The sequence below is a fragment of the Maribacter aquimarinus genome, from assembly GCF_047345505.1.
In the GTDB taxonomy this organism is placed as follows: Bacteria; Bacteroidota; Bacteroidia; order Flavobacteriales; family Flavobacteriaceae; genus Maribacter.
Map to the genome: position 1 here is coordinate 89,441 of NZ_JBLFEO010000011.1, position 15,151 is coordinate 104,591.

General features: G+C 52.9%; 12 protein-coding genes. 8 read left to right on the forward strand and 4 right to left on the reverse strand.

Going from position 1 to position 15,151, the window contains the following annotated elements:
* Positions 1-114 precede the first annotated feature (114 nt).
* The 4 genes from ACKWCC_RS09860 (at position 115) to ACKWCC_RS09875 (ending at position 6,891) form a co-directional block, all read left to right on the forward strand.
* Positions 115-1,842, forward strand: coding sequence for a SulP family inorganic anion transporter (locus ACKWCC_RS09860; protein ID WP_413995763.1), 1,728 nt, complete (start codon positions 115-117; stop codon positions 1,840-1,842).
* A 117-nt stretch (positions 1,843-1,959) separates the two neighbouring features.
* Positions 1,960-3,375, forward strand: a complete 1,416-nt coding sequence (locus ACKWCC_RS09865) for an MBL fold metallo-hydrolase (RefSeq protein ID WP_413995764.1) — start codon at positions 1,960-1,962, stop codon at positions 3,373-3,375.
* 101 nt (positions 3,376-3,476) lie between these two features.
* Positions 3,477-4,385, forward strand: coding sequence for a FecR family protein (locus ACKWCC_RS09870; RefSeq protein WP_413995765.1), 909 nt, complete (start codon positions 3,477-3,479; stop codon positions 4,383-4,385).
* Positions 4,366-6,891 (forward strand): TonB-dependent receptor, encoded by a 2,526-nt coding sequence (locus ACKWCC_RS09875; protein WP_413995766.1) that lies wholly within the window; start codon positions 4,366-4,368, stop codon positions 6,889-6,891. The genes ACKWCC_RS09870 and ACKWCC_RS09875 overlap by 20 nt, the downstream gene beginning before the upstream one ends.
* Here the strand turns inward: ACKWCC_RS09875 and ACKWCC_RS09880 are convergent.
* On the reverse strand, positions 6,888-7,805 hold the full coding sequence (locus ACKWCC_RS09880) for a Brp/Blh family beta-carotene 15,15'-dioxygenase (RefSeq protein WP_413995767.1): 918 nt from the start codon (positions 7,803-7,805) through the stop codon (positions 6,888-6,890). The two genes, ACKWCC_RS09875 and ACKWCC_RS09880, sit on opposite strands and share 4 nt — an antisense overlap.
* Before the next feature lie 82 nt (positions 7,806-7,887).
* Here ACKWCC_RS09880 and ACKWCC_RS09885 point away from each other — a divergent pair, with 82 nt between their 5' ends.
* Complete coding sequence (locus ACKWCC_RS09885) at positions 7,888-8,631, forward strand: bacteriorhodopsin-like (protein WP_413995768.1); 744 nt, start codon at positions 7,888-7,890, stop codon at positions 8,629-8,631.
* Positions 8,632-8,738: 107 nt separating this feature from the next.
* On the opposite strand, the gene argS is transcribed toward ACKWCC_RS09885, so the two are convergent.
* Positions 8,739-10,523 carry an arginine--tRNA ligase gene (gene argS, locus ACKWCC_RS09890; protein WP_413995769.1) on the reverse strand — a complete coding sequence of 595 codons (1,785 nt, stop codon included), beginning with the start codon at positions 10,521-10,523 and terminating at the stop codon, positions 8,739-8,741.
* Between the two features lie 219 nt (positions 10,524-10,742).
* Between argS and ACKWCC_RS09895 the strand changes: the two genes are divergently transcribed.
* Genes ACKWCC_RS09895 through ACKWCC_RS09905 form a run of 3 tightly spaced genes read left to right on the forward strand, consistent with a single transcriptional unit; the run spans position 10,743 to position 13,191 of the window.
* A complete protein-coding gene (locus ACKWCC_RS09895; RefSeq protein ID WP_413995770.1) occupies positions 10,743-11,168 on the forward strand; it encodes a hypothetical protein in 426 nt (141 codons plus the stop codon).
* A 53-nt stretch (positions 11,169-11,221) separates the two neighbouring features.
* Complete coding sequence (locus ACKWCC_RS09900; RefSeq protein WP_413995771.1) at positions 11,222-11,734, forward strand: DUF1648 domain-containing protein; 513 nt, start codon at positions 11,222-11,224, stop codon at positions 11,732-11,734.
* Positions 11,731-13,191 carry an SDR family oxidoreductase gene (locus ACKWCC_RS09905; RefSeq protein ID WP_413995772.1) on the forward strand — a complete coding sequence of 487 codons (1,461 nt, stop codon included), beginning with the start codon at positions 11,731-11,733 and terminating at the stop codon, positions 13,189-13,191. Before ACKWCC_RS09900 ends, ACKWCC_RS09905 begins: the two co-directional genes overlap by 4 nt.
* A 22-nt stretch (positions 13,192-13,213) precedes the next feature.
* Here ACKWCC_RS09905 and ctlX read toward each other — a convergent pair whose 3' ends face one another.
* Positions 13,214-14,140 carry a citrulline utilization hydrolase CtlX gene (gene ctlX, locus ACKWCC_RS09910; protein WP_413995773.1) on the reverse strand — a complete coding sequence of 309 codons (927 nt, stop codon included), beginning with the start codon at positions 14,138-14,140 and terminating at the stop codon, positions 13,214-13,216.
* A gap of 15 nt (positions 14,141-14,155) precedes the next feature.
* Positions 14,156-15,070, reverse strand: a complete 915-nt coding sequence (locus ACKWCC_RS09915) for a dimethylarginine dimethylaminohydrolase family protein (RefSeq protein ID WP_413995774.1) — start codon at positions 15,068-15,070, stop codon at positions 14,156-14,158.
* Between the last annotated feature and the right edge of the window lie 81 nt (positions 15,071-15,151).

Consider the following 15,151-nt stretch of genomic DNA (forward strand, 5'->3'; position numbering starts at 1 on the left):
TCCTAACGGAGACAGGCTGGCCGTGGGGCAGGGTTGGGCGCCCCACCAAGTATTCCAGGGCCACTTCAAAAACGAAGCCCTGAAGTCTTTGCCACAATATTGATACCTTTGCACGTGCGCCGATTTTTACCTTTTCTGGAATGGGCATCGACCTACAAAAGGGACTACCTGCCCAAGGACCTCGTTGGCGGCCTTACCGTGGGCATTGTACTGGTGCCCCAAGGAATGGCCTACGCCATGATCGCGGGCCTACCCCCGGTGTACGGGCTGTACGCATCCCTCTTCCCCGTGCTTACCTATGCGCTCTTGGGCACCTCCCGGAAAATAGCCGTGGGGCCAGTGGCCATGGATTCCCTTTTGGTCGCGGCCGGCCTGGGCACCCTGACCATTGTGGGCATGGAGCACTACCTGGCCCTATTGGCCCTGCTCACCCTCATGGTGGGTGCCATACAGCTGGTGCTTGGCGTGCTGCAAATGGGCTTCTTGGTACATTTTTTGTCCAGACCGGTGATCAGTGGGTTCACCTCTGCCGCCGCCCTGATCATTATACTGAGTCAGTTAAAACACCTTCTGGGCGTGTCCCTACCGGGCAGCAGCACATTCCACGAGCTGGTGCTGCACGCCGTGGAGGGCATTTCCCGGACCAACCCGGCCGATTTGCTCGTGGGCGCTATGGGCATTGGCATTTTGGTGGCCTTTAAGTTGTGGCGCAAAAATTTTCCGGCCATTCTATTGATCGTGGTACTGGGCATTGCCGGCACCTATTTTTTTAACTTGGAGCAATACGGATTAAAATTGGTGGGCAACATTGCCCAGGGCCTACCCAGGCTCTCCATGCCCCAATGGGATTGGGAGAGCCTGGCGCTCTTGTTGCCCATGGCCCTGGCCCTGGCCCTGGTGGGCTATCTGGAAGCCATTTCCATAGGTAAGGCCCTGCAGGACAAGGCGGGCGAAGATACCATAAGACCCAACCAGGAGTTCATCGGGCTGGGAAGCGCCAACATTGTGGGCTCGTTTTTGCAGGCCTTTCCGGTAACCGCAAGCTTTTCCCGATCGGCCATAAACCATGAAGCGGGCACCAAGACCAACTTGGGCAGTATCTTCTCGGTGCTCTTGGTACTGTTCACCCTATTGTTCCTGACCCCGGTCTTTGCCTACCTGCCCAAGGCCATCCTGGCCAGCATTATCATGGTCTCCGTCTTTGGCCTTATAAACGTGCCCTACGCACGTTCCCTGTGGGAAGGCGCCCGGGACGAGTTCTGGGTGCTGGTCATTACCTTTCTCATGACCCTCTTTGTGGGCATTGCAGAGGGTATCCTGTTGGGAACGCTCATTGCCCTGCTCCTTTTGGTGTACAGGACCTCAAGGCCCCATTTTGCCGTCTTGGGCCAGGTGGCGCACACGGATTACTACAAAAATGTGGAACGTTTCGGGGAAGATGTGCTCATACGAAAAGATCTGCTCATTGTCCGTTTTGATGCCCAGCTGTACTTTGGCAACGCCACTTACTTTAAAAAGGGCCTGTTACGGGAAGTACAAAAAAAAGGAGCCGAACTAAAAGGGGTCATTTTAAACGCCGAGCCCATCAATTATATTGATGCCACCGGAACGGAAACCCTCATACAGATCATTGGGGAACTACAGCGGCGCGGCATTGGCTTTTACATTGCCGGTGCCATTGGCCCCGCACGCGACATCATCTTTAACAGCGACATTGGCCAAGCCCTGGACCGCGACCACCTTTTTGTGAAGACCCATGAGGCCGTTGCCTATTTTGACGACCCCAAGAACGTTTCCGAAGCGGGCAGCAAAGTGGCCCATGAAAGCAAAAAAAAGAACTGAGGCCGCCCGATCGCTCCCTTGTGCACCGGAAGAAAAGTGGGGGCAAACGAGAACCCGCCATCCTTAAAGGGGATGGGCCATTGAAAATTTTTACCTAATTTAGAAGAAATTGAGCCCATGAAGATAGAACAGATTTACACCGGCTGCCTGGCCCAGGGTGCCTACTACATAGAATGCGATGGCGAAGTGGCCATCATTGACCCCTTGCGGGAAATAGGCCCCTATCTGCAACGGGCCAAGAATGCCAAAGCCACCATAAAATATATCTTTGAGACCCACTTTCATGCCGATTTTGTCAGTGGCCACATCACCCTTTCCAAGGCCACTGGGGCACCGATCATCTACGGACCGCTGGCAGACCCATCCTTTGACGCCATCATCGCGGAAGATGGCCAGGAGTTCCCCTTGGGACAATGCCGCCTAAAAGTACTGCACACCCCGGGCCATACCATGGAGAGCACCACCTATTTGCTCAAGGACAAAAACGGAAAGGACCACGCCATTTTCTCTGGGGACACCCTCTTTTTGGGCGATGTGGGCCGGCCAGACCTGGCGCAAAAGGCAGCGGACCTTACCCAGGAAGAACTGGCCGGCACCCTGTACGACAGCCTGCGCAACAAGATCATGCCCCTGTCCGATGACGTTATAGTATATCCGGCCCACGGCGCGGGATCGGCCTGCGGAAAGAACATGATGAAGGAAACCGTGGATACCCTGGGCAACCAAAAAAGGGTGAATTATGCCCTACGGGCCAATATGGACCGGGAAACCTTTGTACAGGAAGTGACGGACGGGCTGCAACCTCCCCCAAAATATTTTCCCTTGAACGTGAAAATGAACAAGGAAGGCTACGAGGACATAGACAAGGTACTGCAGCGCGGCACCCGAGCCCTGGATCCGGACGCCTTTGAGGCAATGGCCAACGGGACCGAAGCCTTGGTGTTGGACGTAAGGCACCAGAAAGATTTTATCGCGGGCCACATTCCGCGTTCCATCTTCATTGGACTCAATGGCGATTTTGCGCCTTGGGTGGGCGCCTTGGTGGCAGACACCCTGCAACCCCTGCTGCTGGTGGTGCCAGAGGGTCAGGCCGAAGAGGCCATTACCAGGCTCTCCCGTGTGGGCTTTGACGGTACCTTGGGCTACCTCAAGGGCGGCCTGGAAGCTTGGCGGTCCGCCCGAAAGAAAACCGATCAATTGCTGTCCATGCCCGCCACGGAAGTGGTGAGGGCCCTTAAAAAGGATGCCGCACCGGTGTTGGACGTTAGGAAACCCGGAGAGTACAAGAGCGGCCACCTAAAAGGTGCGCTGCACGCCCCGCTCACAGACCTCAATGCGCACTTGGGCAGGTTGCCGGACCAGGACACTTTTTTTGTGCACTGCGCCGGAGGCTACCGATCGGTCATTGCCGCATCCATCCTAAAAAGTAGGGGCATACACAACCTAGTGGATGTGGCCGGGGGTTTCGCCGCCCTGAAAAAAGCGGGGGCACCAGTGCAAGAAACCCAATGTTCTGGCGCGGCGGCCCAATGATCACGGGCAAATACGCCCACAGTATGCCCAGGAAAAAGCTTGCGGGAAAAAAGTAGGGTTTTGGACAAGATGGTTGTTATAGTTGTATAAAGTAAAGGACAATGCAAGAGAATTACTTGGCAAAATGGCTCAGTGGGGAACTGACGGATGCGGAAAAACGGGAGTTTGAGCAATCCGAAGCGTTTGCCACATACCAAAAAATTGCCCAAACCTCCCAGCGCTACCAGGCCCCCGAATTTGATGCGGAAAAGGCATGGTCCCAGTTGCAGGCAGGGCAAAAGGGGAAAACGCCCAAGGTCTTCTCCCTGCACCCCTTTAGAAATTTCCTAAAAATAGCGGCGGCCATTGCCGTTTTGATGGGCGGGGCCTATGTGTACCTCAACAGCCTGGACCACAGCATAAACACTTCCTTGGCAGAGCAGACCGAAGTGGTACTGCCAGATGCCTCTGAAGTGCTCTTGAACGCCGCCTCGGAACTGAGCTATGCCAAGGACTGGGAAACGGCCAGGCGGGTTACCCTCTCCGGCGAAGCCTTTTTTAAGGTGGCCAAGGGAGAAACCTTTACCGTGAACACGGCACAGGGCCAAGTAAGGGTCTTGGGCACCCAGTTCAATGTGGCCCAACGAAAGGATTACTTTGAAGTAAGCTGTTACGAGGGTCGTGTGGCGGTCTCCGTGAATGGCAATGACACCACCTTGGAAGCCGGCCAAGGCATCAGGTATTTGAAGGGCGACAAAAAAATGATGCAGGTGAGCCAGAACGGGGCACCCGCATGGGTAAACAGCGAGAGCAGTTTTGACAGCATGCCCCTAACCTATGTGCTACAGGAGTTTGAGCGGCAGTACAAGGTACACGTGGATGCCGGGACCTTGGATACCTCGCAACGGTTTACGGGCACCTTTACCCATACGGATATGGAACTGGCACTGAAAAGCATTACCGTTCCCCTAAAAATTAGTTTTACCTTAGAAGGGAACAAAGTGCGTTTAAATGCTCCAAGCACCCCCTAGACCCAAGACCTACATCCAGTTCCTGATTGGGGCAATGTTACTGCTTGCCCAAGGCCTTGGCGCCCAAGGGGAGGCCCGGCCAAAAGTGGCGGCAACCACCTATCTGAACTTGTTGGAAGAACGTTTTAACGTGAAGTTTTCCTATGCGGACGAAGCCCTGGGCAATATACAGGTTCCGCAGAGCGAGGCCAATGTGCTGGAGGTGATACTCAAGGAAATCTCGGCCAGCAGCATCCTACGGTTTCAGCCCCTCAATGACCGGTACTACAGCGTAACCACCAGGGAAAGCCTAAGCCTTTGCTTAAGGGTATTGGACAATTTTGAACAGAACACCATCCCGGGGGCCAGCGTACAGGTGCTGGGCACCAAGATCCAAGGGGTTACCGATGCCACGGGCAAACTCCTACTGGAAGAGGTGCCCGGCAGGGCCATGCTGCAAATAAACCACTTGGGCTTTAAGCCCCTCTTTGTCCCGGCATCGTCCCTATTGGCCGAACCCTGCCCCGCCCTGGCGATGGCCATGGCCTATCAAGAACTGGAGGAGGTGGTGCTGCACCATTTCCTGACCACGGGCCTTAGCAAGCTCACCGATGCCAGCATTGTGCTCGAAACCGATGCGTTTGACCTTCTGCCCGGACTGGTGGAACCGGATGTGCTGCAGACCGTACAGGCCCTTCCCGGCATTAAGAGCGTGGACGAAACCGTATCCGACATCAACATACGGGGCGGCACAAATGACCAGAACCTCTTGCTTTGGGACGGCATAAAGATGTACCAGTCGGGACATTTTTTTGGGCTCATATCTGCCTTTAACCCTTATTTGACCGATCGGGTGACCCTGATCAACAACGGAAGCAGCGCCCGGTTTTCGGACGGGGTGAGCGGTACCCTGGACATGCGCACCAGCAACGAGCTGGGCAACACGCTCCGCGGTGGGGCGGGCTTTAACCTCATTAGTGGGGACGCCTTTGCCCAAGTGCCGCTCGGAAAGGATGTGGCCCTGCAATTTTCGGCCCGGCGATCCCATACCGATGTGCTCCAAACGCCCACCTACACCTCCTTTTCCGAAAGGGCTTTCCAAGATAGCGATGTGGCCGCAGACAGTGACTTCCATTTCTACGATTTCACCGCGAAGCTGCTGTACGACATCAGCCCAAAACACCAACTGAGGGGCAGCCTTGTCCGTATGTCCAATAATTTGGATTACCAGGAGGGAAACAGTGGCCCCGCAAGCGCCAACCAAAGCCTTTTGGACCAGAACAACCTCTCCTTTGGCGGTAGCTGGGACAGTGAATGGAGCGATGTCTTCCGCAGCCGGGCGAGCACCTATTACACCCGCTATGGGCTGGATGCCCTAACGCGCACCAACGGAAGGCAGACCCTGCTGCAAAAGAACGATGTTCTAGAGACCAGCGCGCGCCTGGACACCGAATACCGACCGGCACCGAACTTTTCCTGGCACAACGGCTATCAGTTCACCGAAACGGGCATTACAAACACCACCAATCTGGACCAACCCTTTTTTGAAAGTACCGTTCGTGGCGTGGTGCGCATCCACGCCCTTTATTCCGAGGCCGAGCACCGGTCCAAAGACCAGAAGTTCTTTGCGCGCCTTGGAGCGCGCATGAACCATTACGAGAACCTGGACAGCTTTAGGAAAACCTTGGTGGAACCCCGGGCAAACCTGAGCTATGAAGTGCTACCCCATTTGAGGATGGAGGCCCTGGGCGAGTTCAAGAGCCAGGCCACCAACCAGATCATTGATCTGGAACAGAATTTTCTGGGCATTGAGAGACGACGTTGGATCCTCTCCGACGGGGAGAACCTGCCCATTACCCAGAGCCAACAGGGCTCCTTGGGCATAAACTATGACAAAAACACCCTGTATTTGGGGCTTACCGCATTTTACAAAGAAGTGCAGGGCATCAACATCAGGACGCAGGGCTTTCAGAATCAAGACCAATTCAACAATGAAACCGGGGCCTATGATATTTGGGGCCTGGAGTTTTTGGCCAATGTAAAGAACACCAACTACAGTGCCTGGTTCAGCTACACCTACAATGACAACCAATACCGCTTCAATACCTTGACCCCCATGGTCTTTCCCAACAATCTGGAGATCCGGCACAGCCTTACCCTGGCGGGAAATTACCACTACAACGATTTTAGCCTGGGCCTTGGGATAAATTACCGTTCCGGCAGACCTTATACCCTGGTGGACGCCAACGCTCCCGTAAACCGGGATGTGGTACCCAACACCCTAAACTATGCAACCCCCAACGGCAGCAGGTTGCCCGAGTACCTCAGGGTGGATGCCTCCGCCCGCTACAGTTTCAACATAAACGGCAAACTGCGGGCCACGGTGGGCGCATCGGTCTTAAATCTTACCCATAGGACGAACATTCTAAACATTTACCACCGCCTAAACGACAGCAATGAACTGGAAACCATTGAGCGCCGTGCCCTGGGCCTTACACCCAATGCCACTTTCCGGCTTAAGTTCTAAGGCTGTTCCTTCCTTTTCTTGTTGAGCCCGCCAATGACCAGCACATGCGGAAAGGTAATGGCGGCCAGAAATGCAAAGAAGAAAGCAAGCGCCTCCACCAGATTCTCCCGAAAGACATACAGCACAACGCCCATACCGATCACGGAGGCCAACCAGTAGGGCAGGGAAGACCAGACATACTTCCTTATGGTGGCCGCACGCACCCCTCCGTACAGGAAAGTAATCTGATCCACCATGGAGGGCAGGGAATGCCAAAAAACAAAGTAAATGGCAAAGCCCCACAACAAGGAAGCCGTCTCAAAAAGCACAAACAGCACCAGAACAAAGAACAGTTGTTTGGGCACGTGAAAAAGCAATGCCTTTTTTATGAAGAGGAAGGCTCCCAGGCCAAGGGAAAGCGCACCGAAAAGATAGAGACCATTTTTAAAAAACACCTGCGGCAGCCAATGGCCACAGATGCTCTGAACAACATCTGCCACTTGAGCGGCGTGGGCATTGAAGAGCAGGAACAAGATGAGCAGCCCATAGACCAAATAAAAGATCTTTGCCCATTTTTGGTGCCCAACTGCCTTGTCCACCCAATGCTGTTCCCCAAAATGATAGCCACTGAAGAGCACAAACATCAATAGGGCAAAACTGGGCAGGAAGACAAATACGGCGGCGCTTGCAAAAATAAAGATCGAGTAATAAACCAGTACCGTCTTAAAATCCAAATGCCGTCCCTCGCGCTCCTTGGCCGCCTGTATGAGCTTAATGTCATTGGCACCGTGCAGCACCCCAAAGCTAAGAATGAGCACAAAGGCCAGGGCCGTTTCCACTTTCTGGTCCATAAAAACGGACAACCAAAGGGAGAAAAAGGTAAAAACGAGGACAAATGCACCCAAACTGACACTCTCAATAGCACTTTTCTTCATTTTGTTTAATTTTTTAACAAAATTAATAAACGTTAATTGTTTAATGATACGTAAATTTACTTAAACAAAAAACAATTGACTTATGGAAACTTTAATGAGTACCCTTCCGCTCGTATCCAAAATGGCTACGAATGATTATGTTGGCTTCACCTTTTTTGTGGGGTGTATGGCCATGATGGCGGCTTCGGCCTTTTTCTTTCTATCGATGAACGACTTCGATAGAAAATGGAAGACCTCGATCTTGGTATCGGGCATCATTACCTTTATTGCCGCGGTACACTATTGGTACATGCGGGATTATTGGGCCACGGTTGGGGAATCTCCCACATTTTTCAGGTACGTGGACTGGGTGCTTACCGTTCCCTTGATGTGTGTGGAGTTCTACCTTATCCTCAAGGTGGCCGGCGCCCAAAAATCCCTGATGTGGAAATTGATCTTGGCCTCCGTGGTCATGTTGGTCACCGGGTATTTCGGAGAGGCCATTTACACCACGGGCAGCGGGCCCGCTTTCTGGGGCCTTGTTTCCGGCATTGCCTATTTCTACATTGTGTACGAAATATGGTTTGGCAGCGCCAAAAAATTGGCGGAAAAAGCTGGTGGCGCCGTTCTGAGTGCCCACAAAACACTATGCTGGTTTGTACTGGTGGGGTGGGCCATTTATCCTTTGGGCTATATGGCCGGCACCGAGGGCTGGTACGATGGGATCGCCAACTGGGGCCTCAATATGGATGTGATCTACAACATTGGGGACGCGATCAACAAAATAGGGTTTGGCCTGGTGGTCTATGCCGCGGCCGTGGCCTCTACCAAAAAAGTGCAGATGTAGCTACAAGACCATTGACACTTTCCCAGAAAAGACCGCTGTACGGCGGTCTTTTTTTGTTCTGCCCGTACGTTGAGGCCCTGCCCGGTGGCATGGGCCGGTCACCGGCCCTACATCCGTTCCGGCACCTGAATGCCCAAGAGGCCAAAGGCCCTGGCAATGACCTGCCCCACGCTATGGGCCAGTTGTATGCGAAGCAATTTTTTATCGGCCTCGGCCTCGCCCAGAATGGACACTTGCTGGTAAAAGGAATTGAACTCCTTGACCAGGTCATAGGTGTAATTGGCAATGAGTGCCGGACTGTAGTTTTCCGCGGCCAATTGTACGGTTTCCGGAAACAGCTGCAGTTGTTTTATGAGTTCCTTTTCTTTTGGGTGAAGCGCCATCTGGTTCCCAACCTCGGGGTGCCGGTCCATTCCCTGTTTGTTGGCCTTGCGCAGGATGGACTGTATCCTGGCGTAGGTGTACTGGATAAAGGGCCCGGTATTGCCCTGGAAATCCACCGACTCTTCCGGGTTGAACAAGATGCGCTTCTTCGGGTCCACCTTAAGGATATAGTACTTTAGGGCGCCAAGGCCAATGATCTTGTACAGGTCCTGTTTTTCTTTTTCGGAGTACTCTTCCAATTTTCCCAACTCCTCCGAGATTTCCGCGGCCGTACGGGTCATGCTCTCCATAAGGTCATCGGCATCCACCACGGTGCCCTCCCTACTTTTCATCTTTCCGCTGGGCAGGTCCACCATCCCATAGCTCAGGTGAAAGAGCCGATCGGCCCAGGCGAAGCCCAATTTTTTCAAGATGAGGAAGAGGACCTTAAAGTGATAGTCCTGCTCATTGCCCACGGTATAGACCATGCCGCCAATGTCCGGATGGTCCTTGACCCGCTGTATGGCCGTGCCAATGTCTTGGGTCATGTACACCGCTGTGCCATCGGAACGGAGAACAATTTTTTCGTCCAGTCCCTCGTCCGTGAGGTCGCACCATACAGAACCATCTTCCTTGGTATGGAAAACGCCTTTTTCCAAGCCCTCCCTTACAAACTCCTTGCCCAGGAGATAGGTCTCGCTCTCGTAGTACAGGGTATCAAAATCTACCCCCAGATTTTTATAGGTGATGTCAAAGCCATCATAGACCCAGCCGTTCATGGTCTTCCAAAGCGCAACGGTATCGGGGTCTCCCGCCTCCCATTTCTGGAGCATCTGTTGGGCTTCCAGCAACAGCGGCGCCTCTTTCTCGGCCGTTTTTGGATCGGTGCCCTGGGCCACCATTTGCGCCACTTCTTCCTTATAGGCCTTATCAAAGGCCACATAGTAGTTGCCCACCAGCTTGTCTCCTTTTAGGCCGGTACTTTCAGGGGTCTCCCCATTGCCAAAGCGAAGCCATGCCAGCATGCTCTTACAGATATGTATGCCACGGTCATTGATGATCTGGGTCTTGTACACCTTTTTTCCCGCCGCTTCCAGGATGCTGGCCACGGAATGGCCCAACAAATTGTTGCGTATGTGCCCCAGATGCAGCGGTTTGTTGGTGTTGGGCGAGGAGTACTCCACCATCACGGCCTCCTTCCCCTTGGGAAAACTTCCATAATGCTCCAGGTCCTTGATGCCATTGAAAAAGTCCAGATAATAGGCATCCGTGACCACCAGGTTCAAAAAACCCTTGACCACGTTGTACCGGGCCACGGCCGCCACTTTGTCCTGCAGATGGGTGCCTATGGCCTCCCCGATCTGTACCGGGTTGCCCTTGATATGGCGCAGCATGGGAAAGACCACCACGGTGATGTCCCCCTCAAAATCCTTTCGGGTGGGCTGAAACTCCACGGATGGCAACTGGGCCCCAAAGCCTTCCCGCACGGCAGCTTTTACTTGGTCTGCTATAATTTCTTGTACATTCATCCCAACAGGCTTTTAAGCGGGCAAAATTAACCATTTTTTGGGCTTTGCCCTTCCATAATGCCATTATCCGTTCGGTTTTGGTTAACTTTAGATAAAAAAGGGAAGTGCTACCTCCAAACCCAACGGGCATAGTGCCTGAAAAAGCCTCCGCGGGTCAAGGGCGCATGATCTTTTCTTCCGATGCCCACAAAGGCGCATCAAAACCTTAAAAAAAAACACATGCTATTGAACGTATCCTATACCGATAAGAAAATTACCCAGAAAATTGACGAGGCCGTGGGCAAGCCCTTTACCATCAAGGAACGCTGGGCGTTGAACGGCATTGGCTCGCCCAAGCTCATTATCACCGAGACCAGCCTAGAGATCCGGAACCTTTTGCAGCTGGACAACAACCGCAACAGCTGCAATGTGGAAATGCGGCCCAAGGGCATCATTGTGCGCTTTAGGTCCTTGTTGGAAACCTTTGCCCTGGTCATTCCCTACTACAAACTCACCATTTACAAGGGCGATCTGGCCATTTATTCCATTTACCGGGACAACCATTTCATCAAGGTGCAGGCGGATACCAAAGCGGTGCAAAAATTTTTCAAAAAATTGTTGGATCACAAGGCAGACAATGCACCAACGGCCATTGAAGATCTTTAGCCCTTTTTTTGGAGGTAGGCACAACCTTGTGCACCATCCGATTTTTTTTACCGATGTTCAGAAAACAGCCCAAAATTGATATTGAGGAAAACCCAATGGACCAAGCCCTGGTTAAACTGGGATGGTGGTTGGTTCTTTTCCATTTTGTCCTTGCGGGCGTTCTTTATGCCACCGCACCGGAAACCGTCCCCACCCATTTCAATATGGAGGGCAAACCAACGAATTTTGGCCATAAAGCCAATCTATGGGTGCTGCCGGTGCTGAATGCGGTGCTTTATTATTTCCTTCTTAAACTGAGCACCCAAATGAAACCATGGCACTACAATTATCCCGTGAAGGTCACCGATGCCAACGCTCCCAAACTTTACGCCATGGCCAGGCGGATGATGGTGGTGATAAGCTTGGGAACCGTACTGCTCTTGTTTTTTTTGACCTTTCAGACGGCACTGCAAAGCCTTTACCAGATTGGCAACGCACTGCAGTACCTTCTTCCCATTTACGCCGTAACGCTTTGCCTGTACCCCTTCTACATTGCCTTTAAAATGTTCAAGCTCCCCAAGGAATGAAAATATTGCTCACTGGCGCCAATGGTTACATTGGCATGCGTTTATTGCCCCAATTGTTGGATCTGGGACACGATGTGGTCTGTGCCGTTCGTGATGCGGGCCGCCTGTCCGTGGATGTGGACATTAGGGACAGAATTGAGGTGGTGGAAATTGACTTTTTAAAGGAGGTACGGCCAAACATCCTGCCCAGGGATCTGGACGCCGCCTATTTCCTGATCCACTCCATGACGTCTTCCACCACGGATTTTGACGAAATGGAGGCCACCACGGCAAAAAACTTTAACCGTTACATGACGGACACCGGGGTGAAGCAGGTCATTTACCTCAGTGGCATTGTCAATGAGGAGAACCTCTCCAAGCACCTCTGGTCCCGGAAGAACGTGGAAGAAATCCTTGCCCAGGGGCCCTTTGCGCTCACCGTGCTCAAGGCGGGCATCATTGTGGGTTCCGGCAGTTCTTCTTTTGAGATCATCCGGGATCTCTGTGAGAAGCTGCCCTTTATGATCACGCCCAAATGGGTGCTCACCAAAACCCAGCCCATTGCCATTAGGGACGTCATTGCATTTTTGACCAAGACCTTGGGACGGGAGGACACCTATAACGACTCTTTTGACATTGCCGGGCCCAGTGTGCTCACCTACAAAGAGATGTTGCACCAGTATGCGGCCGCACGTGGTTTTAAGAACTGGATCGTTACAGTACCCGTCATGACCCCAAAACTTTCTTCCTATTGGCTCTACTTTGTGACCTCTACCTCCTACAAACTGGCCCTTAACCTGGTGGACAGCATGAAAATTGAAGTCGTTGCCAAGGACAACAGGCTGGCGGAGCTATTGGACATTGAAACCCACACCTATGCCGAGGCCATTGACATGGCCTTTAAGAAAATAGAGCAAAACTTGGTGATGAGCAGTTGGAAAGACAGCATGGTGAGCGGCCGTTTCAGGAAAAACCTGGGAAAATACATACAAGTGCCCAAGTATGGGGTATTGCGCGACCAACAGACCATGCCCGTAAGCGATCCGGACAGGGTATTGAAACGTATTTGGCAAATTGGCGGGGAGACGGGCTGGTACTACGGCAACTGGCTCTGGAAGCTCCGGGGATTTTTGGACAAACTCATAGGCGGCGTGGGCCTGAGGCGCGGAAGAACGCACCCGGACAAGATTTTTCCCGGGGATGCCCTTGATTTTTGGAGGGTTTTGCTGGCCGACAAAAAGGGAAAGCGCCTCTTGCTCTTTGCCGAGATGAAACTGCCCGGGGAGGCATGGCTGGAGTTCCGCATAGATGACAACAATGTGCTGCACCAAACGGCCACCTTTAGGCCCAGAGGTCTCAAGGGGCGCCTTTACTGGTACAGCATTGTTCCCCTGCACTATTTTATCTTTGGCGGAATGATCCGCAACATCGTGGGCCGGGAAGGGCCGCGGCAGGCCCAAGAAAAAAAGAAAGGCTGACCCCGTAGGGAACCCTTGGGGTCTAGGCCTTGGGCAAAAAGACCTCGGCCATCATGCACCGGGCACTGCCCCCACCGCAGGTCTCGATGGTTTCAAGGGAACTGTGCAGGATATCGCAATGGGCCTGGATGGCGCTGAGCTGATCCGGACGCAAACTGTGATAGGCCGCGCTGCTCATGACCATATACCGCTTTTCATTGGCCCCTATGACCTGTAGCATGTTGCCCGCAAAGTGGTGCATCTGGGCCTCGGTGATGGCAATGATCTCCTTGCCGTCCCGTGTAAGATGGTCCACCACGTTCTTGCGTTCCTTTTTGTCGTCTATGGTATCCAGGCAGATCACCGCAAAATCCTCTGCCATGGCCATCATCACGTTGGTATGGTAAATGGGCAGCCGTTTCCCGTCCACGGTCTGGTTGGCGGTGAAGATGACGGGAAAACAGTCAAAATCCTCACAGAACTCAATGAAGAGGGCTTCACTGGCCCGCTCAGATAGGGCGCAGTATGCCTTTTGGTTCACACGGTCCTTGAGGATGCTGCCGGTACCCTCCAAAAACAGACCGTCATCTTCCGCGGCCGTATAGTCCATGACCGAATCTATCCTGAACCCCTGCCCCTCCAAAATATCAAAAATGTCCTTTCTCCGCTCCAAGCGCCTGTTCGCGGCAAACATGGGGTAGATCACGGCCGTGCCGCTCTCGTGGAAAGAGATCCAGTTGTTGGGAAAAATGGAGTCCGGGGTATCTTGCCTAACATCGTCCACCACGATCACGGAGACCCCGTGGTCACGGAGCACCTTGACAAAGGCATCGAACTCCGCTTGCGCCCGTTGGTTAATGGTGGCATTGGCCAGATCCATATCTTCCTGAAAATAATTGTTCACGGCGGTCTGCTCGTTCATCCGGAAGGCCACCGGCCGTATCATTAAAATGGTATTGGTTATCTGCATATTGGCTTGTTTGTATTATTCCCGTATCAGGGGCAGGGTACTGCAGCGCAAAAGCCCCTCCTGTTTCGCAATTTCGGCATAGGGCACCTCTTCCACGGTAAAACCCTGCTTTCTGAGCCAGGTGTTGAGCCGCGTAAAGCCCTTTTCGGAAACCACCACATTGGGCGATATGGAAAAAACGTTGCTGTACATTTGGTACATCTCGTCCGCGCTGATCTCAAAGATATGCGCTCTACCAAAGAAATCCACCAGCCATTGGTACTCCTCTTCCACCAAGAACCCGTTCCGGTGCAAAATGGCCTTCCCCTTGCCCAAGGGCTGGAAACAGCAGTCCAGGTGCAGGGCATTGGCTTTGGCGTTGGTGTTGGACTTTCTAAGCTCAAACGACTTCACGATCTTTTTTGGGAATTGCTGCCTAAGGTAGTCCACCGCCTCTTTGTTGGTCCTGGCGGTAATGTAATCCTTGTAATCCGGGGCGGTGTAGGTGCCCACAAATATATGGTCGTTCCAGGGCATGACATCACCGCCCTCCACGTGCACGGCCTGGGGCGGCCTCAAGATTTTGTCCTCGGCAATTCTGTCCAGGACATGCAAAATGGCCTGCACCTCCTTTTCCCTATCGGGCAGGATATTGGCCACGATCAGTTTGTCTTCTATGACAAAGGCAATGTCCCTTGAGAAAATCTGGTTGCAATCTTGGAGCACCTCTGGCCGGAACACCTGTACGCCGTACTTGGCAAAGACTTGGGCAAATGCTTCCATCTCTGCCACCATGTCCGCTTCTTTGGGATAGGTGCCCGCCAGGATATGTTCCAGGGACTTGGGGTCATAGGCTTGTTCCGGGGTGGGAACGGGCCCCGGACTCTGGGCCGTTCCCAATACCACCGCTTTCAAGGGCGAAATCTCGTCCGTAATGTTCAATTGCAGCATGGAATGGGTTTTGAAAAAAATATACTTTTGATGTTCAGAAAAAAAGCCCCCTTTCCTAGAAAAGAGGGCTTTTGTTTTTTT

What these genes read in the sequence shown, in the direction of transcription:
- ACKWCC_RS09865 (WP_413995764.1), top strand. Translation starts at nt 1,960, where the DNA reads ATGAAGATAGAACAGATTTACACCGGCTGCCTGGCCCAGGGTGCCTAC.
- ACKWCC_RS09870 (WP_413995765.1), top strand. Translation starts at nt 3,477, where the DNA reads ATGCAAGAGAATTACTTGGCAAAATGGCTCAGTGGGGAACTGACGGAT.
- ACKWCC_RS09875 (WP_413995766.1), top strand. Translation starts at nt 4,366, where the DNA reads ATGCTCCAAGCACCCCCTAGACCCAAGACCTACATCCAGTTCCTGATT.
- ACKWCC_RS09880 (WP_413995767.1), bottom strand. Translation starts at nt 7,805, where the DNA reads ATGAAGAAAAGTGCTATTGAGAGTGTCAGTTTGGGTGCATTTGTCCTC.
- ACKWCC_RS09885 (WP_413995768.1), top strand. Translation starts at nt 7,888, where the DNA reads ATGGAAACTTTAATGAGTACCCTTCCGCTCGTATCCAAAATGGCTACG.
- argS (WP_413995769.1), bottom strand. Translation starts at nt 10,523, where the DNA reads ATGAATGTACAAGAAATTATAGCAGACCAAGTAAAAGCTGCCGTGCGG.
- ACKWCC_RS09895 (WP_413995770.1), top strand. Translation starts at nt 10,743, where the DNA reads ATGCTATTGAACGTATCCTATACCGATAAGAAAATTACCCAGAAAATT.
- ACKWCC_RS09900 (WP_413995771.1), top strand. Translation starts at nt 11,222, where the DNA reads ATGTTCAGAAAACAGCCCAAAATTGATATTGAGGAAAACCCAATGGAC.
- ACKWCC_RS09905 (WP_413995772.1), top strand. Translation starts at nt 11,731, where the DNA reads ATGAAAATATTGCTCACTGGCGCCAATGGTTACATTGGCATGCGTTTA.
- ctlX (WP_413995773.1), bottom strand. Translation starts at nt 14,140, where the DNA reads ATGCAGATAACCAATACCATTTTAATGATACGGCCGGTGGCCTTCCGG.
- ACKWCC_RS09915 (WP_413995774.1), bottom strand. Translation starts at nt 15,070, where the DNA reads ATGCTGCAATTGAACATTACGGACGAGATTTCGCCCTTGAAAGCGGTG.